Annotated in this window: 15 protein-coding genes; 3 read left to right on the top strand and 12 right to left on the bottom strand. The window is 60.5% G+C overall.

Going from position 1 to position 21,591, the window contains the following annotated elements:
• Window positions 1-2: 2 nt before the first annotated feature.
• The 4 genes from ACTHLA_RS01310 to ACTHLA_RS01295 form a co-directional block, all read right to left on the bottom strand.
• The gene (locus ACTHLA_RS01310; RefSeq protein ID WP_440184449.1) at window positions 3-2,180 is read right to left on the bottom strand and encodes an exonuclease domain-containing protein; all 2,178 of its coding nucleotides are present in this window, start codon (window positions 2,178-2,180) and stop codon (window positions 3-5) included.
• A 261-nt stretch (window positions 2,181-2,441) separates the two neighbouring features.
• Complete coding sequence (locus tag ACTHLA_RS01305; RefSeq protein ID WP_440184446.1) at window positions 2,442-3,686, bottom strand: MFS transporter; 1,245 nt, start codon at window positions 3,684-3,686, stop codon at window positions 2,442-2,444.
• A 13-nt stretch (window positions 3,687-3,699) separates the two neighbouring features.
• Complete coding sequence (locus tag ACTHLA_RS01300) at window positions 3,700-5,223, bottom strand: tryptophan halogenase family protein (protein ID WP_440184443.1); 1,524 nt, start codon at window positions 5,221-5,223, stop codon at window positions 3,700-3,702.
• 94 nt (window positions 5,224-5,317) lie between these two features.
• A complete protein-coding gene (locus ACTHLA_RS01295) occupies window positions 5,318-7,825 on the bottom strand; it encodes a TonB-dependent receptor domain-containing protein (protein WP_440184441.1) in 2,508 nt (835 codons plus the stop codon).
• Between the two features lie 370 nt (window positions 7,826-8,195).
• Between ACTHLA_RS01295 and ACTHLA_RS01290 the strand changes: the two genes are divergently transcribed.
• Window positions 8,196-9,980, top strand: coding sequence for an alpha-amylase family glycosyl hydrolase (locus ACTHLA_RS01290; protein WP_440184439.1), 1,785 nt, complete (start codon window positions 8,196-8,198; stop codon window positions 9,978-9,980).
• Entirely contained in the window at window positions 9,977-10,876 is a 900-nt protein-coding gene (locus ACTHLA_RS01285; RefSeq protein ID WP_440184436.1) for an ROK family protein, read from the top strand. The genes ACTHLA_RS01290 and ACTHLA_RS01285 overlap by 4 nt, the downstream gene beginning before the upstream one ends.
• On the opposite strand, the gene ACTHLA_RS01280 is transcribed toward ACTHLA_RS01285, so the two are convergent.
• The 3 genes from ACTHLA_RS01280 to ACTHLA_RS01270 all read right to left on the bottom strand — a co-directional run bounded on the left by ACTHLA_RS01280 (window position 10,853) and on the right by ACTHLA_RS01270 (window position 12,639).
• The gene (locus ACTHLA_RS01280) at window positions 10,853-11,854 is read right to left on the bottom strand and encodes a LacI family DNA-binding transcriptional regulator (protein WP_440184434.1); all 1,002 of its coding nucleotides are present in this window, start codon (window positions 11,852-11,854) and stop codon (window positions 10,853-10,855) included. The genes ACTHLA_RS01285 and ACTHLA_RS01280 overlap by 24 nt on opposite strands.
• 165 nt (window positions 11,855-12,019) lie before the next feature.
• A complete protein-coding gene (locus tag ACTHLA_RS01275) occupies window positions 12,020-12,400 on the bottom strand; it encodes a tryptophan 7-halogenase (protein WP_440184432.1) in 381 nt (126 codons plus the stop codon).
• 32 nt (window positions 12,401-12,432) lie between these two features.
• Entirely contained in the window at window positions 12,433-12,639 is a 207-nt protein-coding gene (locus ACTHLA_RS01270) for a tryptophan 7-halogenase (protein ID WP_440184498.1), read from the bottom strand.
• A gap of 422 nt (window positions 12,640-13,061) precedes the next feature.
• Here ACTHLA_RS01270 and ACTHLA_RS01265 point away from each other — a divergent pair, with 422 nt between their 5' ends.
• Window positions 13,062-14,543, top strand: a complete 1,482-nt coding sequence (locus ACTHLA_RS01265; RefSeq protein WP_440184430.1) for a methyl-accepting chemotaxis protein — start codon at window positions 13,062-13,064, stop codon at window positions 14,541-14,543.
• A gap of 172 nt (window positions 14,544-14,715) precedes the next feature.
• On the opposite strand, the gene ACTHLA_RS01260 is transcribed toward ACTHLA_RS01265, so the two are convergent.
• The 5 genes from ACTHLA_RS01260 to ACTHLA_RS01240 form a co-directional block, all read right to left on the bottom strand.
• Entirely contained in the window at window positions 14,716-15,591 is an 876-nt protein-coding gene (locus tag ACTHLA_RS01260) for a LysR family transcriptional regulator (protein WP_440184427.1), read from the bottom strand.
• A gap of 91 nt (window positions 15,592-15,682) precedes the next feature.
• Entirely contained in the window at window positions 15,683-16,567 is an 885-nt protein-coding gene (locus ACTHLA_RS01255; protein WP_440184425.1) for a DUF6671 family protein, read from the bottom strand.
• Window positions 16,560-17,591 (bottom strand): dihydroorotase, encoded by a 1,032-nt coding sequence (gene pyrC / locus ACTHLA_RS01250; protein ID WP_440184422.1) that lies wholly within the window; start codon window positions 17,589-17,591, stop codon window positions 16,560-16,562. The genes ACTHLA_RS01255 and pyrC overlap by 8 nt, the downstream gene beginning before the upstream one ends.
• A complete protein-coding gene (locus ACTHLA_RS01245; RefSeq protein ID WP_440184420.1) occupies window positions 17,581-19,851 on the bottom strand; it encodes a putative inorganic carbon transporter subunit DabA in 2,271 nt (756 codons plus the stop codon). Before ACTHLA_RS01245 ends, pyrC begins: the two co-directional genes overlap by 11 nt.
• The gene (locus tag ACTHLA_RS01240) at window positions 19,848-21,305 is read right to left on the bottom strand and encodes a proton-conducting transporter transmembrane domain-containing protein (RefSeq protein ID WP_440184417.1); all 1,458 of its coding nucleotides are present in this window, start codon (window positions 21,303-21,305) and stop codon (window positions 19,848-19,850) included. The genes ACTHLA_RS01245 and ACTHLA_RS01240 overlap by 4 nt, the downstream gene beginning before the upstream one ends.
• Between the last annotated feature and the right edge of the window lie 286 nt (window positions 21,306-21,591).

Here is a 21,591-nt window from a genome sequence, read left to right as displayed (position 1 = left end):
GGCTAAGATGATCGAAAGGCGGGTTTCCGCCGGTCAGGGCGCGACTTATTCGGGGCCTGGGCTTGCGTCTGATCCGCCAGACGCTTTTCGTTGATCAGATTGAGCAGGTGCGCCGCCGCGCGCGCGTCGGCCAGGGCGCGGTGATGTTGTTCAAGCGGGATGGCGTATTGTCGGCACAGATTGGCGAGGCTGTACGAGGCGTGACCCGGGTACCAGCGCCGCATCCCCGATACTGTGCAGAGTTTCGGATGGCGAAAGTTTCTCCCAATACGGCGGAATTCGCTGGCGATAAAGCCATGATCAAAGCCGGCGTTGTGGGCGACGAAAACGGCGCCGTCGAGAAAGGCTGAAAATTCCTCGGCGATATCGGCGAAGAGGGGCGCCTGCGCGACCATCGCGTCGGAAATGCCGGTCGATTGCGTAATGAAAGCGGGAATGTGTTTCTGAGGATTGATGAGGCTCGACCATTCTGCAATCACCTCGCCGCGCCGCAGCTTGACCGCGCCGATTTCGGTCACGCGGTCATTGGGCGGACGCCCGCCTGTGGTTTCGACATCGACCACGACATAGGTCTGGTCCGGGTCGACGCGATAAGCGACGCGGCAGATATCGGCCTTGAAACCCAGGGTGCGCAAGAGTTTAAGACGCGCCAGCTGATGGCGTCTTATCTGATCGCCTTCGCCTTTGATTTCGACAAACCAAAGCTCCGCGCCGCGCGTCAGCGCCAGATCCGGGAAGCCGTCGCGATGTCCGCCAAAGTCGCGCGCCATGACGTCCAAAATTGCGGCCAGGGCGTGCGGCGGCGCGGCGGCGGCGATGGGCGCGAGGCGGGTTTCAAGCCCTTCGTCCCAGACGAAAAGGCCATTGGGTTCGCCAAAATGAAGCGCGATCGCCTCCTTGATGAGGGTTTCTGCCTCGCCTTGGCGAACCTTCTCCAATATGGCCGCAAGTTGCGGCTCAAAGCGATCGGCGAAACTGTTGTCCCGAAGGGCCAGAGGCATCCAGTCAAAATCGGACGCCAGCGCTTGCCTGGCCTCAAATAAGGCCTCCCAGAATAAAAGCCCGAACAGGCTGGGCCACAGGGCGTTCTCGACATGATGAGCGCGCCAGCCCTCATATGAGAAGTGCTGCATGGCGGCGAATTCGGCGTCGCCGCGATAGAGTTCGTCCACCTCGATCACTTCGGCTTCGCGCAAAACTTCGGTGAAGACGCCTGTGCGTTTGCGGCCGAACTTGCGGGCCGAAAAGTCGGCGGCGAAGAGATGCTCTTCATCATGCTCCGGGCTCTGCAACATGCACTCAAGCAGGCTTTCAACCTCGGCATGACGACCAGCGCCATGGAGCAGGCGCACCCTGCGCTCGCGGCAGGCAAAGGCGTCTGCCCTGGCGTAGAAGGCGAGGGCGCCCGCTACGTCGCCGTCTTTTTCCGCCGATTGACCAAGGCGCAGCAGGAGCTTGTCGCGCAGGGCCTTGTTATTTTCGCCAACAGGTTCGGGCCAGCCCATATCGCTCGCCTTGCCGCCCTGCCGCACGGTCTCCAGCATCCGGCTATAGAAGAAACTGGCGCGCGCCTCCTCAGGCGAGGCGAAGCGCGCGGCGTGGCTGGAACGCGCCTGTACCTTTGCGACGCCAAGATCGCGCAAGGCGTAGCGGGTTGTCGTTTCGCGCAGATGGCCAAATTGCAGAAAAAGCAGATAGTCCAGAGTTTCGCGGCGAGCAGGGGCAAAGGCGTCCGTATAGGCGGCTGCGAAGTCCGAAAACGATAGGTCCGCGACGAGGCGTGCGACAAGGTCCGGCTTTTTCGATGTGGATCGGACCGGAAGGTTTGCGCGTCGGGCGAGCGAAATCAATTCAGCCTTGGCGAGTTCGTTGAGGACGGGCCTGAAATCGCCTTCGTCAAGGGCGCGCGAGAAGCCAGCCTCTTTAAGCTCGCCAAGGCCTGCTTCAAGGTCCTCAATTTCCGGATAGGGCAGATCGGCCGGTCGAAAGGCCGTCTTCTTGCGATTGATCATGCGGACATAAAGACGCTGGGCGTCGTCGCCAAGCTGCCGGAACCCCCGAACAAAGTCTAGCTCGGCGTCACCGAGGAGGCCGGAGCTGGTCGCGCATACGAAATCGAGCATTTCGTGAAAATGCTCGACATAGTAAAATTGCGACAGGACGATCCGAGGATGCGGCATAAGCGTTCTATATATGTTCTGGATCGGCGCGACAAGATAGGGGGTGGGCTTATGAGCGTCTGGTCGTCAAAACTGTTGCGCGGCATACGATTCCCCGGATTCAGATGGTTTGCCTGAAGACGTTTTATGATGAGTTCGCAGTGAGGATGAGCCGGGCGAGGTATCCAGATTCGGAGCGTCCAGATGAAGAAACGCATTGATGAAAAGATATGGACGCGCGTCGACGCCTGGGCGCGGAGCGCCTAGGAATTGTTCGCCCGCTCAATCATCGACCGCGCTGGCGCCCGAGGCGTATTCGCTTAAATCGAGCGCCTTCAGGCGATGAAGCGTGGGCTTAAACAGCATGTTGAGGACCAGAAGGCCGAAAAGTAGCGCGCCGATGGCGGTCGCGAGGGCAAAGCTGGCCTTCGCATCGCCGAAGTGGTCGCTGACAGCGCCCATGGCCAGGGGCGCCACCGCTGCGCTCAGGCAGGTGAAGAACAAGATGACGCCGCTGACCGCGCCGTGCTCGGCTTTGGGGAAGCAGCTGATGCCTTTGGAGTTCAGCGTCGGATAGATGACCGACATGAAAAGGCCGGACAGGGGCAGGCTGATCACGGCGACGGAGACGCCCCCCAGCAGGGCGGCGAGAAAGCACGCGAGAATCGCGCCTGATGCGACAACCAGCACCGAACTCCACGACATTCTGGCCAACATGGCCGCACCCAGAAAGCGCCCGCTCGCGCGCAGTATGAAGAATGCGGACAGGGCGTAGGTGGCCAGAAGCGTGAGCGAACCCGAATAGGATTTCAAAAGGGTCGGCATCCAGACATAGATCGCCGCCTCAACCGCGACATAAAGCATGGCGCCAAGGCTGAAGGCGAGGGTGAAGGGATCGCGCAGGGTGCTGACCGCGCTGGTGATCGAAACGGGCTTTTTGTTGTGGTGGACGGTTCTGGGATATTTGACCAAGAGGGCGGTCAGAATTAGCAGCAGACACAAGGCGCCTGCGATAACGTAGAGCCATTTCCAGGAGAGGCCCGCCTTGACGAGTTGCGTTACCAGGGCGGGGCCGATGATGGCGCCGACGCCGAAGAAGCCCTCGACCATGTTCATGGTGCGCGTATGGTTATCCGTTGAGGTCGAAATATCGCCGATCAGGGCCAGGGCGCCGGTCTTGAACACGCCGATCGATGCTCCGGAGACGAACAACAGGATGAGGAAATAGCCGAAGCGGTCGCCCGCGATGAAGAGAAGCGAGTTGAGCGCGAACAGGACAAGGCCCAGCACGATGGTGGCCTTTCGTCCGATGCGATCGGCGAGGAAGCCGAGAAAAAGGCCCGCCGCCGCAATGCCGCCCATGGTGGCGTACTGAAAGGCGCTGGCCTCGGCGTTGTTGAGATGAAAGGCCTTTTCGATTTCGGGAATGATCACGCCGACGCTGTCCGTTGTCATGGCGAACATCATGAACATCAGATAGGTCAGGGCGCGGATCAGGCGAAGCGAAGCGGCGCTGGCGTTGGACATGACGGCTTTTTCCTCAGGCTTCGATGCGGATCATGACGGCGTTTTGCGCTGTCCGGCAAAGATTGGCGATATAGTCCTTGTGGCGTGGCAGGCCCTCGGCGGCGGCGCTCATGGCGCGGCGCACCTTTTCCAGCCACTCGGACTGGTCCGGTCGATAGGCGAGAAGGGGGTCGAAGCTCTGCGGTCTGTGGCCCTGGCCAATATGGACGGCCAGCCAGGATGGAGGACCGAACAGGTCAAGATCGCGTTGTAAAAGCCTTCCGGCGACACGGAAATGCTCAATGCGCGTGGATAGAGAATCGGGAATGGCCATATCCGCCACGGCGCGCCAGAAGGGCTCTTCGCGCCGGTTCAACTTATAGTGCAGGATCAGGAAATCGCGAATGCGCTCAAATTCGCCCGAGGCCACGCGATTATACTCATCGCGCCCCGCAGTTTCGAACGTGCGCGTCGGGAAGAAGGCGAGAAGTTTGGCAATACCCGCCTGGATCAGATGCAGGCTGGTCGACTCCAAGGGCTCCATAAAGCCTGAGGACAGGCCTATAGCGATGACGTTCTTTTCCCAGAAGCGTTTGCGCCGACCGGTCGTGAACCTCAAACTGCGCGTATGCCCAATCGGCTCGCCGGCAAGGCCGCCCAGGAGGAGGTCTTCGGCAGCGTCGTCCGTCATGAAGCTGGAGGCGTAGACATGGCCATTGCCGGTGCGATGCTGCAAAGGTATGCGCCAGCGCCATCCTGCAGCCTCCGCTGTTGAGCGGGTATAGGGCGGCAGATCGGCAAGCGCCGGGCTCGCCACGGCCAGGGCGCGGTCACAGGGCAGCCAGTGCGACCAGTCTTCAAAGCCCACCCCCAGCGCTTCGCCGAGAAGCAGGCTGCGAAATCCGCTGCAATCGATGAAGAGCTCGCCGTCAATCCGGCGCTCGTCAGCAAGCCTCAGGGCGGCGACGTGGCCGTTAATGGGATCAAGCTCGACCTGGCCGATGCGGCCTTCGACGCGCGTGACGCCGCGCGCCTCGGCATAGGATCGTAGCATGGCGGCGTAAAGGCTTGCGTCGAAATGATAGGCGTAGTCATGCGTTGAGAGGACGTCGCGCGGATTGGCTGCGGGCGGGGCAAAGCGGTTGCGGCTGGCGCAGGCCCACGCCATGCAATAGTCGTCAAGCGATCCGGCGGCGTCCTTGGCGTTCGCTCGCAACCAGTGCTGATGCACAGGCACGGCGTCGAAGGCGCGGCCATAGCTGCCGAAAGGATGGAAATAGCTCGCTGCTGCGTCGCCCCAACCGCAGAACTGAATGCCCAGTTTGAACGTGCCTTGCGTCGCACGCAAAAAGTCCGCCTCGGCTATGCCCAGAGTCTGGTTGAACAGCTTGATGGGCGGGATCGTGGCTTCGCCAACCCCGATCGCGCCGATCTCTTCGGATTCCACGAGGGTGATTGAGGCGTTCGCGCCCAAGGCATTGGCCAGGGCCGCCGCCGTCATCCAGCCCGCAGAGCCGCCGCCGGCGATGACGATGCGTTGAATGCGCGGATCAGACATGGCGTTACCCTTTTAGGAAAATGGGCGGATGACGGGAAAATGTCATCCGCCCCTCAAATCGCCTTCCGGTATCAGGGGCTGGAAGGCGATAAGGCTAGAACCTGTAACGGATCGACGCCGTTACAGTGCGGCCAAGGACGGCCGAGTTCTGGAAAACGCCCTGGCTGGCGCTGATCGGCAACAGACTGCCGCTGCCGCGATAACCGAGGGTATTGAAGATGTTGTTGGCGTTGATCGCCAGTTCCAGACCCTTATAGGGGCGGAACTTGACGAAGCCGTTGACATAGGTCTGACCGATCACCTTGTAGGTGTTGGCGTCGTCAACCCAGGTCGCGGTCTGGCCATTGATCGAGGCGCCCAGCGCATAGCCGCCCGCATCCCAGGTCGGCGAGATCAGGAAGGTCAGCTTCGGCGTGGCGTGTGGAACCTTGCCGGTGGCGACGATCTTGGCGTTGACAGTGGTTGCGTCGCTATAGAGCGAGAAATTGCCCCAGCGCAGATTGCCGGACATTTCCAGACCGTCAGAGTGATAGACGTTGGAGATGACCGGGTTCAGCCCCAGCGTGATGCGGGTGAAGTCGTAATTGTTGTCGGTGAGCTGAGCGCGGAAATAGGTCGCTTCGACATTGTAGACGACATCGCCGATCGCGCCCTTGCGCTTGAGGCCGGCTTCCTGCTGGTCGATGAAGTTCACCGCCGTCGTCGCGCCCTGAGCGTTCAGCGTGCCGTCGGCGTTAAAATTGCCGCCGAGGATCTGGCGGTCGGCGTTGAACCGGCCGCCGCGCGAGACGCGCGCAAACAGCGACGTATCGGGGTTCAGACTGTAGAGAAGTCCGACCGAATAGGAGGTGTAGGACTTGCCGTAGTTGAGAACCTCCATCGGACCATTGGCGACAAGCGAGGGGAGGGTGGCGCTGCCGAGATTGTCGGTGACCGTCACATTGGGGCCGGCGACGCCGCCCTTGGCCCAGCCCGACGCCTTCATCGTGTCCTGGCGCAGGCTGGCGTCGATATCGAACTGTCCGATCAGATAATCGAGCGCCAGATATCCCGCGTCGTCAACATAGGACAGATCATAGCTGCGCGAGCAGCACGAGCCCCAGTTGTCGTTGAACCCGGCCTGACCGGCGGCGGTCAGTTGCACGCCCGTGCCGTTCGGGCCGCTGAAAAGGTCAAGCTGGGCGGGATTGTCGCCCGATAGTTCATTATACTGGCGATTGACATGCCAGTCCTGAACGACGGACTGCCGCATATGGAACCAGCCCGCCTTCGCGGTCAGCTTGCCCGCGCCCAGTTCTGTCTTGCCGGTCAGGGTCAGGTCGTTGACGAACGAGCCCATGTCCGGCATTTCGGTGTCGATATTGGGGTTGTTATTGACATAGGCGCCCGTAAATACCTGGCCTTGCTTGGGGCCATTGGCGTAGACGATCGAGCCGACCGTCTGGCCATTCACGCTAGAGCCAAGAATGCTGCTGGTTGTGGCGACATTGACGAATTGCGTGCGAAATGCCCCGCTTTGGTCGGTCCAGCGCAAAGCGTCGTGCACCGAGAAATTGTCGCTGAAATCATAGTGGAATTCGCCGCCAATCGAGGTCGATTTGACGTGGATCCCCTCCATGGGCACAGTGGTCAGCTGGCCATTGTCCTGCAGAACCTGGAAGCTCTGGTTGTAGATCGACTGGTTGGAGTTCTTGCGCGCGTCAAAGCCCGGCAGGACCGAAAAGCCGGTGATCTTGTCACCGCTGACGCTGGCTAAGGACGGGGCGGTCGTATAGGTCGGCTCCTTGTCGTCCAGGCGCTTGACATTCAGACGGATATAGCCTTTGCCGCCGTCGAGATCCTTCGTGATATTGCCTTTGAACTGATAGCCCTGCTCGGCGTTATAGCCGATATGGGTGGGGCCGGAGCCGTCCTTGACGAAGCCGCCGATGTGGAAGCGCAACGTGTCGCTCAAATGACCGCCATAGGCGTAGTCGATCTTGGTTTCATTATAGCCCAGCGCCTTGTTCAGCGCGATGACGCCGCCGTCGCGGCCGCCGGTGTCAGACACATAGTTGATCACGGCGCCCGGCGCCTGCGAGGCGAAGGTCGAGGCGCCGCCGCCGCGTACGGCTTCGATGCGCGCCACGCTGGAATCATAGCGCGTCCAGTAGTCGTTATTACCAAAATTCATATCGCCGAACAGGACCGTCGGCAGGCCGTCTTCCTGCAATTGCACGAATTCCGAACCGCCTGTCACGACCGGAATGCCGCGCACGCTGATATTGGAGTTGCCGCCGGGACCGGCGGTGTCCTGCGCCTGAATGCCTGGGATCAGGCGGAAGACTTCGGCTTCGGAGCGCGGCGTAAAGTCGTTGATCTGACCCAGAGACACGGTCGAAATCGACATCGAGCTTTGCATCTTGGTCTTGTCGCGGCCTGAGGCCGTCACGATGATGACCTGACCGAGATCGTCGGCGGATTTTTGCGCGGCGGGTTTATCCTTGGCCGCGGGTGCGGCGGGCGCGTCCTGGGCGGCGGCGGCGGGGGAGGCGCTGATAAGGGCGGCCAGCACAAGGGCGGAGGCGCCGCCGGCCAGAAGTGAGTGTCGATGCGTCGTCATAAAAAGCGTTTCCTCGGCGGCTCTCCCGGCGTCCGTCTGACGCGGCGCTCATGCGGGAGGCGGTGTGTGTTGAGCCTGCGAAGACATCTGTGCGGCAGAATGCAAACGTTTGCAATTCAGATTTCGCAATCCGCTTTTATTTTCGATCTCTGTGTGCCATTTTTAGCACGAAAGCGGTGAGTACAATAAAAATAATCGTATTTTCGGCGCGATCATATTGCAAACGATTGCATTTTGTGAGGCAATAGGCGTGGAATGTGAGCGCTTCACATATCCGTCCCAGCCTGCATTACGTCCCGCGCCCAAGACCACTCGGCGCGGGACGGATTTTCAGGTGGACCTTCAGTGACCAGGTAGTGAACAAGACATTATGGCCGACGCTTACGATCTTCAATCTCAGACCCCGGCTGCGACCCGTTTGCGGGCGCAGGCCGCGCTCAGGCGCCTCTATGGCGACCGCGATGATTTCGAGGCGCTTTCACGTGAGGTTGACGCCATGATTCAGGCCGCGGTCAGCGCGCGGCCCGCCGCCTTGCGCGCTTTAGATGCAGACCGCGCCAACAGGCCGCACTGGTTTTTAAGGCCCGGCAGACCTGCCTACTGCGCCTATATTGATCGCTTTTCCGGTACGCTGGCCGGATGCGCCGCAAAAATCCCGTACCTTAAATCCCTTGGCGTGGGTTTATTTCATCCCCTGCCGCTTCTGAAGCCGCGTGAGGGCGATTCTGACGGGGGGTTCGCCGTCGCCGACTATCGTCAGGTCGATCCAAGACTGGGCGATTTTGATGACCTCATTGAGCTGGCCGACGTGCTGCGGGAAAATGATATATCGCTCGTCCTCGACGTCGTGTGCAATCACACCGCTAAGGAGCATGTCTGGGCGCAAGGCTGGCTTGCCGGAGATCCACGTTACAAGGATTTCTATATCGGGCTTAAGACGCTCGATGAGGTCGAGCAGTGGAGCGAGACGCTTCATGAGGTGTTTCCCGACACCGCGCCGGGCAATTTCACATGGGATGAGACGGCGCGCGCCTATGTCTGGACCACCTTCTATCCGTTTCAGTGGGACTTGAACTACGCCAATCCGCGCGTCTTTCTGGCCGTGCTCGGCGTGCTTTTCGATCTGGCCAATGCCGGCGTCGAAGGTTTCCGCCTCGATTCGGCGGCCTATCTGTGGAAAATCAAAGGGACGGCTTGCCGTAATCTGCCGCAGGCGCACGATCTGTTGCGGGCGTTTAAAGACCTTCTTAGCCTCGCCGCGCCGGGCGTATTCCTGCTGGCTGAGGCCATTGAGGGGCTTGACGAGGTTCTGGGCTATTTCGGGGATGCTGCGTCCGAACGCGAATGCGACATGGCCTATAACAACACGGCCATGACGGCGCTTTGGGGCGCGCTGGCGGACAAGAAGGCTGACGTTTTCGCGCAGGCCCTCGGGAAGACGAAGCAGAAGCCCGCGCACGGGGTCTGGCTCAACTATGCGCGTTGCCATGACGACATTATCTGGCAGGCTTTGAGCGGATGGGTCGAACAGGACCGCCTGCGCGCCTGGTCTTCCTTCTACGCCTCAGGCGAGCGTGGCCTGGCGTTTCAGGCGCCGGGAGATCTGGCGCCTTCGACCTGCGGCATGGCGGCCAGTCTCAGCGGATTGGCCGCCGACGCTATGGGCCTTGAGCGTCTGAAGCTCGCCTATGGTCTCACCTATGCGCTTGACGGCGTGCCGATGCTTTATATGGGCGACGAGATCGCGCTCTTGAATGACGAGACCTTTCTGAACGATCCTGAGCGTCGTCTGGAGTTGCGTTGGCTGCACCGGCCAAGGATGGACTGGGCGCGCGCGGACGAACGTCATGACAGCGGATCGCCCGCCCAGCTGATGTTCTCCCATATTCTGCGTCTCAACCACGTCCTTGGGCAAATGCCGGACTGGTCTGAACCTGTGCCGGCGACGCCGGTCCCCAGCCATGCTCCGGCGCTTCTTGTTTTTGAACGCGCCTTGTCGGGAGGCCGATTTGTCTGCCTCGCCAATCTGAGCGGGGAGTCGATTGATCTTTCGTCTGAATGGGCTGGCGAGGATCTCATCAGCGGAACGTCCCTCAAAAGCCTCGCGCCCTATCAGCTTATGTGGAGCCGCAAAGCCGACGGAGGGCGATCATGAGCTATATCGGAATCGAGCTTGGCGGCACCAAGGTGCTTCTTGCGCATGGCGACGGGCCGGATCGTCTGAGCGCGCCGTTGCGCCTGCCTACGCTCGGGCCGGACGAGACCCTCAAGGCCATAGTCGCCGCGACGCATGATCTGATCAGCGCGCATGGCCCGGTCAGGGCGATCGGCGTCGCCAGTTTCGGTCCCATTGGCCTTGACCCGGCCCAGGCCGACTACGGTCGTTTCTTAAGCACGCCCAAGCCCGGCTACAGCCATGCCGACCTCCTGGGTCCATTGCGGCGCGCCTTTCCTGACACGCCGCTCGCCCTGGATACGGACGTCAATGGCGCGGCGCTTGGCGAACAATGCTGGGGCGCAGGAAAAGGGCTTGAGACCTTCGCCTATGTCACGGTGGGCACCGGCGTCGGCGTTGGCGCCATCGTCGGCGATCAGCCTGTCCACGGTTTGTTGCATCCCGAGGCCGGACATATCCTGGTGCGTCGCGATTCCAAACGCGATCCCTATCCAGGCCTGTGTCCGTTTCACGGCGATTGCCTGGAAGGTCTGGCCAGCGGACCCGCGATTGCGGCGCGCGTCGGTCGTCCCGGCGAGGACATCGTCGATGACGATCCGGTGTGGGCGCTGATCGGCGATTATCTGGCGCAGCTCTTCTATAACCTGACCCTGACCCTGTCGCCGCGGCGGATCATTGTCGGTGGCGGAGTCGGATTAAAGCCGACCGTGCTGAAGGCCGCCAGGGCGCGACTTGGCGGCTATCTTGGCGGCTATATCGAGGCTCTGACGTCACCGTCGGCGCTTGACGCCTTCATTGCGCCCGCGGCCTTGAGCGATCGCGCTGGCGTGCTCGGCGCCATCGCTCTGGCGTCACGCGTCGACACGCACGCTTGATCCGCGCACAATCAGGCTGGCGGGCACGACGGCCGATGAGGTCTGCTCGCCGGCGATACGCTTAAAGAGCAGATCGACCATCATCTGGGACGCCAGGGCCAGATCCTGACGGATGGTGGTGAGCGGCGGGTTTAGCGAACGGGCGAGGGCGACGTCGTCAAACCCGACCAGAGCCACATCCTCGGGTACGCGAAGGCCCGCTTCGGCCAGAGCCGTCAAGGCGCCATGGGCGATGACGTCGGAGGCTGCGAACAGCGCGTCAAAGCGCACGCGGCGGCGCAGAAGGTCGCGCACCGTCTCAAGGGCTCCGTCAAAGGTGAAGTGGGACTCAATCAGATCGTCTGGAACCTTTTGTCGGGGGGCGTTCTTGAGCGCCTCAAGATAGCCCTGATGGCGGGCCTCGACTTCCGGCACGCGCGGCGGCCCGATGAAGCGGATCGCCTTGCGGCCCTGGTTGATCAGATGCTCTGTGGCCAGGCGGCCGCCATAGACATTATCGACGCCCACTGTGCAGTAGCTCTGGTTCTTCAGGCGCTCGCCCCAGACCACCATAGGCGGGTAGCGGGTAGCGATCTCCTCAATGGCCGCGTGCTGGTCGCTCTGCCCCAGCATAAGCATGCCGTCGAACCGGTGCGATTGCACAAGGGCGCCAAGCCAGCCCTCAGTCGGCGTGGTCACCTTGGTGAGCAGCACGTCAAACCCGCGCTGGATGACCCGCTCGGACAGGTGGCCGATCATCTCCAGAAGGAAGGGGTCGGTGATCTGCTGCCCTGTCTCGTGTCCCAGAGGCAGGACAACGCCAATCGTCTGGGTCGTCTGCAGGCGCAGATTGCGCGCGGCGTGATTGACGACATAGCCATGCTCGCGCGCAATCGCCGCGATCTTGTCGCGCATGGCCTCCGGCACGAGCGGACTGCCTGCCAAAGCCCGCGATACGGTCGAGACGGAGACGCCGGCAAGCTTTGAGATGTCGGACATCTTCGGCCGCGACAGGGCAGTTTTGGGAGTGCGGGACATGATGGATCGGTTACGACTTCAAGGGAGCGAATCCTAAGGTATGTCGCATGCGAGCGCCACCTTATTTCGTGATGACTTACTTACGAGGAGGTGGGGTTGATTTGCGGTCAAGGTGCGAAGTCCGGATCAATTGACTGACTTGGCCGCGCTGTCTGGACGGGAGGCCGCACGTACAGGCGGCAAATTGCGAACAACGTCGCGTATATCGCCTTGGAGGCGACGTAGAGCGCTCAGGTCATCATCGGAATGAAGGGTGTCGGTCAGCGGCGCGTAACCGCTCGGGCGCAGGCCCTGCCCGATGAGAACGGAAAGCCAGCTGGCTTCTCGGAACAGCTCATCCGAGCCCAGGACACTGCGACCTGAACGTTTGAAATGCTCCATGCGGTAGGAAAGGGTATCAGGTGGCGACATATGACGACAATAATTCCACAAAGGATCGCCGCTGCGTTCCTTCAGGTGATAATGAAGAATGAGCAAGTCGCGGACGCCTTCCTTTTCCTCCGCCATCAGACGAATATACCGTTACGCCGTCAAAGCGTCTAAGCCTTGTCAGGAAACAAGGACAGCAGTTTGGCAAGCCCCCTCTGGATAAGGTGAATCAACGTCGATTCCATCGCTCCAAGGAAGCCTCCCGAAAGCCCGCCCGCGACAACATAGCGGTTCCACATCTTGCGTCGGCGGCCGGTGCAAAAACCTATCAGCCGCGGCTCGCCCGGCAGACCTGGATCGACGCCCTCCTTTCGCATCAGCGTCGGACATGAACGTGCTCGAACAAGCCTGAGCGGCGCATCGAAGCGGTTAGTCGCATCCTTGGTAAATGATAAACCCAGGCGCACGCTTTGCGCAGAGGCGCATATACGCTCTCATTCATTATGATGAAGGCGCGTCGGTTCAGCCAATGAAAAAATTTGCAACTTTTTACACATAAAGAAAAAACGTAGGAAATTATCCAATGCAGTTTTCGAATTACATTAAATTATTGGTCAATTTCCTAGGCATATTAGGTAAAAACTGTAGGAGCCGAAGCAAAGATCTTAAAATTTACATTTTATAAATGCGTCATCGCCATCCTGACGACATGTCAGGCTCCATCGCTCCGCTTTCGTTTAACAAGCAGCGTCCGGCTTGACGCAATCGATTGTGGTTACAAATCCGTTAGGGCCAAGCCATGAACATATTCAAGGAAGACCATGACCGGCTGGTTGTGGAAAGCCTGGGTCGATCCTCCGCCGTTATCGAGTTTACGCCTCAGGGCCAGATCCTCACGACCAATGAGAATTTTCTGTCCGCCATGGGCTACCGGCTTGAAGAGATCAAGGGGCGTCCCCACGCAATCTTCTGCGGCGTCGATTACGCGCGGTCTGTGGACTATTCGGCCTTCTGGCAGGATCTGCGCGCCGGCAAATTTCGATCCGCCGAGTTCAAGCGGCTCCGCAAAGACGGAACGACGATCTGGCTGCAGGCGAGCTACAATCCGGTCATCAATCGCGCTGGCAGGGTTATCAGCATCATAAAGTTCGCTACGGATATTACGGACCTGAAGAAGATTTCGCTAGATGACGCAGGTAAGCTGGCCGCCATCAGCCTGTCTCAGGCCGTCATCGAGTTCACGCCGCAGGGGCGCATACTGACCGCAAATGATAATTTTCTAAAGACCGTCGGGTATGAGCTGCGCGAAATAGAGGGCAAGGAGCATAAAATATTTTGCGAACCTGACTTCGTCGCTTCGTCGGCCTATGGCGAGCTCTGGTCGAAGCTTCGCGCTGGCGAGTTCGTCGCCGGAGAGTTCAGGCGCCTGAGTAAAGGCGGAACTATTGTTCACATACAGGCCGCCTACAATCCGATCTTCGATGACGAAGGCAAGGTCGTAAAGGTGGTGAAGTTTGCTGTGGACGTGACGGCGCTTGTCGAGAAGCGCCTGCGCAACGAAAAGATGGCGTTGGGCGTCAATGACGACTTGGCGGGCGTCCTGGAACAGATCAAAGCCGCCGACGTCTTGGCGGGCGGCGCGACGGCGGCCTCTTCGGAAACCCAGAGCATCATCAACTCGGTTGCGGCTGCATCGGAGGAGCTAAGCCAGAGCGTCCGGCAGATTGCCCATAGCATGGATCTGGCGAGAAGCCGCGTCGAGGGCGTCTCCCTTTCGGCTGAAAAGGCCAATAGTTCGGCCGATGAATTGAGAACGAGCGCGAGCGCCATGACCGGTATAGTTGCGCTGATTCAGGATATCGCCGCGCAGATCAATCTTTTATCCCTCAACGCCACGATTGAGTCGGCCCGGGCAGGCGAAGCCGGGCGCGGATTCGCCGTCGTCGCCAGCGAGGTGAAGACCCTCGCCAATCAGGTTAGTCAATCGACAAAGACGATCGCGGCTGAAATCGACCGTATGCAATCTGTTTCAGAAACAGTTGTGTCGGAGATGGAGCAGATATCCGTCACTATGTCCGAGGTTCTAAAAAATGTCAGTGAGGTGTCGCAGGCCATGAACCAGCAAAGCGATGTCACGGGTGAAATTTCTCAGAATATGCAAGCCGCGGTTGGCGCTGTTACTCAGATCTCAAGCGGGCTGGTCGATATAAGCCACACCTTCTCCGAGGTCGCGAGAGCCTCCACGGATGTAAAGCTGGCCGTGGAGACGCTGGTCGCTTAGGGCGCTGGGGACAGCGACGCTAGACAGGTCTGCATGTGATGGTGGGCGATGACAGGCGGCTCACCTTTCGAAGCGACCGCGCCGCTTTCTTAAAGGGGATGGTCGCGGATCAAGTCAGATCGGCATACCGCAAAGGCGCTGTCAGGCTTTATGTGCGCGCCCAAGCCTCGTGTTAAGGGGGCGCCGGGTTCGCGGCCGTCTTCCCAGGCAGAAGTTCGAGCACCAAAGGATTTGGAAAGTCGCGCTGCGCCAAAATGGCGTAGAAGGTTTCTCTAAGATCTTCAAACGTCTCGATCTCAAAGAGATCGCCCGCGGCGAGTTCGTCTTTGAGTACGATCGGCGGGGCGATGGCGAGCCCCAAGCCTTCGCGACACAGAACCCGCATCATCGCCATGTCATCGATCTCGGCGACGATGTTCGGCGAGACCTGCAAGCGCGATAAAAGCGTATCAAGGCCAGAACGGATGCTGCTGGTCGGGCCGGGAACGATGAGGGGCGCGTGAACGAGATAGTCTTTGAGATGCCTGTGCCGGCCCTTCCATTCGGCAGGCCCGATCAGACTGATGGGCTGATCGGCGATAGGATGGGCGATGAAGGGGCGGGCCCGGTTTCTGGGCGGCGCGATATTGGCCAGCACAATGTCCAGATCAAGATGTTCAAGGGCCTCCAGAAGTTCCTGCTCGGAGCCCGACCGCAACACAAGGTCGAGATCGGAGCGGGAGGCGAGGGGCTTTAGAAACTGCGCCTGGAAGTTACGCGACAGGGTGGATTGGGCGCCGATTCTCAAAATCTGTTTGCTCCGACCTGCGCGGGCGTTAAGCAGCATGAAAAGCTCGTCGCCAGCCTGAAAGATCGTCTCGGCGTATTTGAGCGCAATCTTGCCGGCTTCGGTGAGCAGGAGGCGTTTGGCCACGCGGTCGAACAGAGGCTGGCCAAGGCTGAGTTCAAGCTCTTTGATCTGCACCGACAGGGCTGATTGCGAGACGCCAAGCTCCTCAGCTGCGCGCGTCAGGTTCCCCATATTGGCCACGGCGCGAAAATAGCGCAAATGCTTGTAATTCAACTGTGACATAGGCGCTCCATCCGGGTATGGGGCGCTGTGGCGACCCTCAGCCTCCCACCGCTCATCTCACGCCGCCTCATGGATTGCAATCCGGGCAATGGGCCGGATCGGCGGGGCAGGCGTCTTCGTCCTGACGATAATGGCCGCACTTCAGACACTGGTAGCGTCGATAGCGCGGCAGAAGCGTCTCTGAGCGGCAAATCTGGCAGGGGCGGCCGCCAAAGGCCCTGCGCATCGAAAAATCGGGGTGTCCGCATTGCGGGCATGGCGAGCGAAGACGCCTGACAAGATCCTCGCACGCATGCGCGATCGCGAGTCTACGCGTAGGATTCATATGGGCGCGCATATCGGTCTGAACGAAAGCGGCGCCGAACCGCTTCACAACGTCCCTGACACGAGTCTCCAGCGCGTCGTGGCGTTTCAGGCCTTTGAAGACGGCAAGGTCCGGTCGAGGCGCATGTTCTGGCGACGCCGAGACGATCATGGCGTGCTCTGGAAAGCCGCAGCGCAGGGCGAACTCGAACGCCGCTCGCGGGCTCGTCACCCGTAGACTGGCGTAATTGGTCTGAAAGCCGACATCGTAGCCACAGACCTCAATGCCCCATTCGCGATCGACGAACATGACGATTTCCTCATAGGTCGCCAGCACGCCGATCTGACGATCCGGCGAGAAACTGCCTTCGCTCGCCAGTCCGAAGCGCGCCCTTGGCGTATAGTCAAAGCCGGCGTCGATCTTCAGTCGCAGCGCGTCCAGCGCCGTGCCCGAACGCTCCACCTCACCGCTGAAGGCGCCAAATCTGTCTGTGTCGACGCCGTAGGTGACGCCAACGATCAGACCGAAGGCCTGCGCCATAATAGGGGCGATGATGTCCTCTTTTTGATGAGAGGTCGTCAGCACCGCAACGGCGTCCTGCAGGGCGCCAAGATAGTCATCAAGGTCTGTGTTATCGCCTTTAAGCATCAGCTTTACGGCGCCAGTTCAGATGTTCGCCGCCCCGAAACACGGCAAAATCGCCAAGCGTCTCGGGCGTCGTCTGAGGCTTCCGCACCCAGGCGACCCGCGCCTTGTTGCGCGCGAGCCCGTAAAAGTCGGGACCATTGAAGGCGGCGAAGGCTTCAAAGCGATCAAGAGCCTCCATCTCCTCAAAGACCTGGAGATAGCAGGCAAGCGCCGTCGGCGCATTGAAAACGCCCGCGCATCCGCAGGCCGATTCCTTGGCCGCCCGCGGGTGAGGCGCTGAATCGGTCCCCAGGAAAAAGTAGGGCGCGCCCGAGGTGACGCAACGTCGCAGCGCCTGGCGATGGCGTTCGCGTTTGGCGACCGGCAGGCAGTAAAGGTGCGGTCGCAAACCGCCTTTGAACATGTCGCTGCGATTGATCATCAGATGGTGCGGCGTGACCGTGGCCCCAAGCCTTCCGTCGCTGGCGCAGACCAGTTGCGCCGCCTCTTCGGTCGTGATGTGCTCGAACACGATTTTAAGCGCCGGGAAGTCCCGCATCATAGGCAAAAGGGTCCGATCAATGAACACAGCTTCGCGATCGAAGATGTCGATCGACGGGTCGGTGGCTTCGCCGTGGACGAGCAGAGGCATGCCCAGCCTTTGCAAGGTCTCGAGGACGGGATAGATTTGCGCAGCTGAGGTTACCCCTGAGCCTGAATTCGTGGTTGCATGCGCCGGATAGAGCTTGCAGGCGGCGGCCAGCCCACGCGTGAAGGCCGTCTCGACTGTCTTGGGATCGGTCATATCGGTCAGAAAGAGCGTCATAAGCGGCTCAAAGTCTGAGCCTTCGGGACGGCGCGCCAGGATCTCACTGCGATATCGGGTCAGATCGGCAAGGCTTGTCACAGGCGGCGACAGGTTGGGCATGACGATCGCCCGCGCAAAATCTCTGAGCGTGTGCGGCAGAGCTTGGCCCAGCGCATCGCCCTGGCGCAGATGCACATGCCAGTCATCGGGTCTGACGAAGGTGATCTCAAGCGTCATGGCGGTTCTCTGGCGGCGTCTGTAGAGGTTCGCAGGACCGGGATTTAGAGGCCTCGCCCCATTCAGACCGGGTCCATCCGGACCGGGTCCGCTGATGCAGGTCAGCGCCTTCGCTCAGGGCGAAAAGCCGTATCCAGCGATTTTCGACCAGATCGCGCAGAGGCTTGTGCTTTTGCAGCACACGCTCGATTGCAGCCTGGGAGGCGGCGATGAACACGCTCAAACGCTGCGCGGGATAGCGCAGGCCTGAGGCGTCATGCACGGACTGATAGGGCAGGCCAAGCCTGAGATCGCCGCCATTGCCTTCGATCACGCCCGCGCCGTGACCCACAATATTGTGCAAGACCTTGTCGCCTGCGCCAAAGACGTTAGGCGCCTGACTGGAGGCGAAATATTGCAGATTGATCCAACTGGCGACGATGACCGGCGCGGTCAGGATCTGCTCAAGCGCCGCGCCGTCAGGATCGGACGCCTGATCATAGTCGTGCAGGAAGACGCGCCCCTCCAGATCCTTTTCGCGAGTCAGGCCTCTGGGCGCGGCGATAAAGCAGGCGCATCCCGCCAGGCCCCATTCGGGCAGGGTCTGGGAGGGATCGCGCCCACGCCGCCGCATTGCGGCCAGGCTGGCGCGTTCATTAAGCAGCAGCGCGCGTTCCGCACGCGTGCGTTGACCCGCCAGTTCGGCCGCCGCTTGAAAGTCTCTCAGCGCGTCATCGGCGGCGGCGTCATAAAGGGTGATCTCATCCGTCGTCGTGTTATGGACGCCTGCGACGAAGAGGGTTTCGTCAGGGATGACAAGTCCATGCGAGGCCGCCAGGCGCGCGCGCACGCCAGGATGGTTGAGCGTCTGGGCCATCACCTGCGCATTATCCGCCCCGCTGCGGCCGCCGCAGGCGCCGCATTGCAGGCCGGCGGCATGGGGATTGTTCGCGGAGTGCGCCTCGTGACCCAGCAAAAGCACGCGCGGGGCGAGCCTGTCGCCAAGACCGGACGCTTTCAGGAATCCGGCGGCGCACTGCGACAGGACCTCCTCATAATCCTCCAACGGCGCCATGGCGAGCGGCGCGGGTCTCTTGGCTGTCGGCGGCAAGCCAAGCGCCTGGCCTATCATCGGGGCGAGGGCTGTTGCGCCGAGGGCCTCGACATAGGCAAAGGCGGCGCTGCCGCGGGCCTTCAGGCTCTGCAGGGCGAGGCTGAGCCTTGATGCGAAATGGGGGGCGGGCGCGACAGCCTCGCAGACAAAGGCTGGCCGCAATAAAGGCGGGCATGACGGTTGCTTCGTCCCATCCCGCTCGATCGCCACGGGCAGACCAAAGAAACCGGCGAAGCCATGTGTCTGGAGCTGCGATGAGGCGAGTTCAAGATGTCGGCGCATGCGTTCAGAACGAACGTCGATGCAGAAGACGGCCTGGATCAGGGGGCTGGCGGCGGGCTTAGGCGAGGTCTTAAGGCTGGCGATCGTCCTGGCGACGAAGCTGGCCTCGCTCGCCTCGACGCCGCCTAAATCCGCGTCAGGCGCCCTTTGAACGTCCAAGGCGAGAATCCCGTCGCAGAGCTGCGAGTTGAAGGCCTCGAGGGCGGCGTTGTCCAGTCGCCTGCCGAGCAACACGTCGTAGGCGAGGCGAACCGCCAGGACGCCTAGCGCGACGGCGCCGTCTTCGCCGTCTCTTGCCCTCGTCCAGTCGAAATGCCGGGCATAGGCCGTCCAGCCTGGAATGGAGCCGACGAGCCTGTCAAGGTAGAGCGACTGGCTGTCTTCAGGCAGATCAAGTTCATCAAGCAGCGCCTGGGCGGCGCGCGCGGCGGAGCTCGGAAGATTTTTTACGTCTTCCCGAAACCGGCGCGCGCCCCAGATTTCGGGGGTGACGTCAATTAAAGCGTCCTCTCGCCAGTCACAGAAGGGGTCACGCGAGGCGAACGCCTCATCTTTGATCGACCGACGCAGGTCAAAATAGCTCGCCGCCCATTTTGACACCGCGTCCGTCGCTAAGGCCTCGCCGTCAAATCCCATCCGGCGTCCAAACAGGCCGGCGAGCGTGTCGATGGTGACGCCTGGCGCATTCTGGGGGAGGATCGTCGCCCTATGGGTCAGCGCAAGACGCCTCGCCGCCGTCGTGATGTCCATATCGGCGTAACCCAGGAATGGATTGACGGCGACGAAACTCTTCAGGGGCCATTGCGGCGCGACTTTTTCCAGCGCGGTCCGAAGGGCCGCAGCGGGCGTCGCCACGGTGAGAAAGCCTTTGCTCAGGGCGTTCATAGGCTCAGGCTCCGATTGAGGACGGCGTTGATGTAAAACCCGTTGCGCGCATGCACCTTCAGGGCCTTCTGGATAGGGGCCAGAGAAGGCGCGCTAAGGGCGCGTTGAACCAGGGCGAGAAGAACGAGGCCCAGAGAAAACAGCCGGTCTAAGACGCCGTTATGCGGGCGCAGGTCCGGCATTGAGATACCGATCCTCCAGATCAGATGATTGAAGCCGATCAGAGAGACCAGAAAGACGCCTGCGGCCAGGGACGCCATCGGGCGGCGCGCTGACATTTGAGATATCGCGGCCAGAAGCGCGCAGCCGGAGAGGGCGAGGTCGGGCGAGGGCGCAAAGATAGCGATGGCGGCGCCACAGGCTAAGATGAGCGCGACGGATGGCCAGACCGAGCCCTCAGGCCTCGCATCTTCCGTAAGGTCCGGCGACGCCTCGCCAGCGCTCAGAAAGGCCTGCGCCTTATAGAGGGCGTGGACGATGATGTGAAACAAGGCTGCAGCGAAAGCGCCAATCGCGCACTGTAACAGCATGAAGCCCATTTGAGCGACCGTGGACCAGGCCAGACGCGCTTTGACGCTGGTTTGGGCGGCGATGGCGAGCGTGCCCATGATCATTGAGAGGAGAGCGAAGCAGCCCAGAAGCATAAGCGGCGATGGATTGTGCGAGAACAGAGGCGCAGCGCGGATCAGGAGCACGCCGCCGGCATTGACGACGCCGGCATGGAGCAAGGCGGAGACGGGGGTTGGCGTCTCCATCACCTCGACCAGCCAGCCGTGGACAGGAAACTGAGCGGATTTCAGAACCGCAGCGGCTATAATCAGTAACGCGCTCGCCAGGCTCCAGTTGAAGGCGCCGTCTTGTGCAGGCGTTGCGAGGCCTCCAAGATCCGAAAAGGCGCCGATCTTCAGGACGAAGGCCCAGATGACACATGCGCCGATCAGACACACATCGCTTGCACGAGCCAGGAAAAATTTCTTGCTCGCCGCCGCCTTCGCGCCGGGACGTTCCGGGTAGAACAATAAAAGTCGGTGTAAGGTGAGCGATATCAGCACCCAGGCCGCAACAAAGAGCCAGATATTGTCAGCGATCATAAAGGTCGATATCGCCGCCAGCGTCAGGTGCAGATCCGACATAAAATGCGGCAGCTTTGGATCAGCCTGCAGGTAACGCACACTGAAGCGTAAGACCGAAGCGCCGACGAGACAGGTCAGGGCGCTGAGAGCGCTTGTGACGGGATTGACGATAAAACCACAGGCATGAAGGCCCGCGCCTGAGAAGGACAAATAAGCGAACGCGCAAGATGACAGCACAAGTGCTGTTCTGAATATACGATGTAATAAAGAATAATTCTTATATGATGGTCCTATTTTTGCGATTGCCCATAGAATTAAATTTCCAAATATTGGGAATGCAAATAGAGGAATGATAATATTTTTAACTTCGATTACATGCATAGCGCCCTCCTATATCCGCTTCATAGGCGGGCGACTGATTTTTATAAAATACAAAGATCACATGGTCATGTTCTAAAAAATAGAACGAACCCGAGACGGCCCGGAAGAGGGCTTCTGGGTCAAGCGCCTGGCAATCTCGTCTAGCCGCAGCCCTTTAAGCCGCGAGCGCGGAGGTCAGAAGATCAGGCGCGCTCGTTTTGAGCTGGGCGGTCTGTTCTTTAAGCGCCTGAACCTCTCCAACAGCGTTGTTAGCTTCGCGGCGGTTTGCTGAACGACGGCGGCGCAG

Source organism: Asticcacaulis sp., assembly GCF_051956075.1.
In the GTDB taxonomy this organism is placed as follows: domain Bacteria; phylum Pseudomonadota; class Alphaproteobacteria; order Caulobacterales; family Caulobacteraceae; genus Asticcacaulis.
The sequence above is the reverse complement of the archived record's forward strand: the minus strand, read 5'-3'. Positions and strand labels throughout refer to the sequence as shown.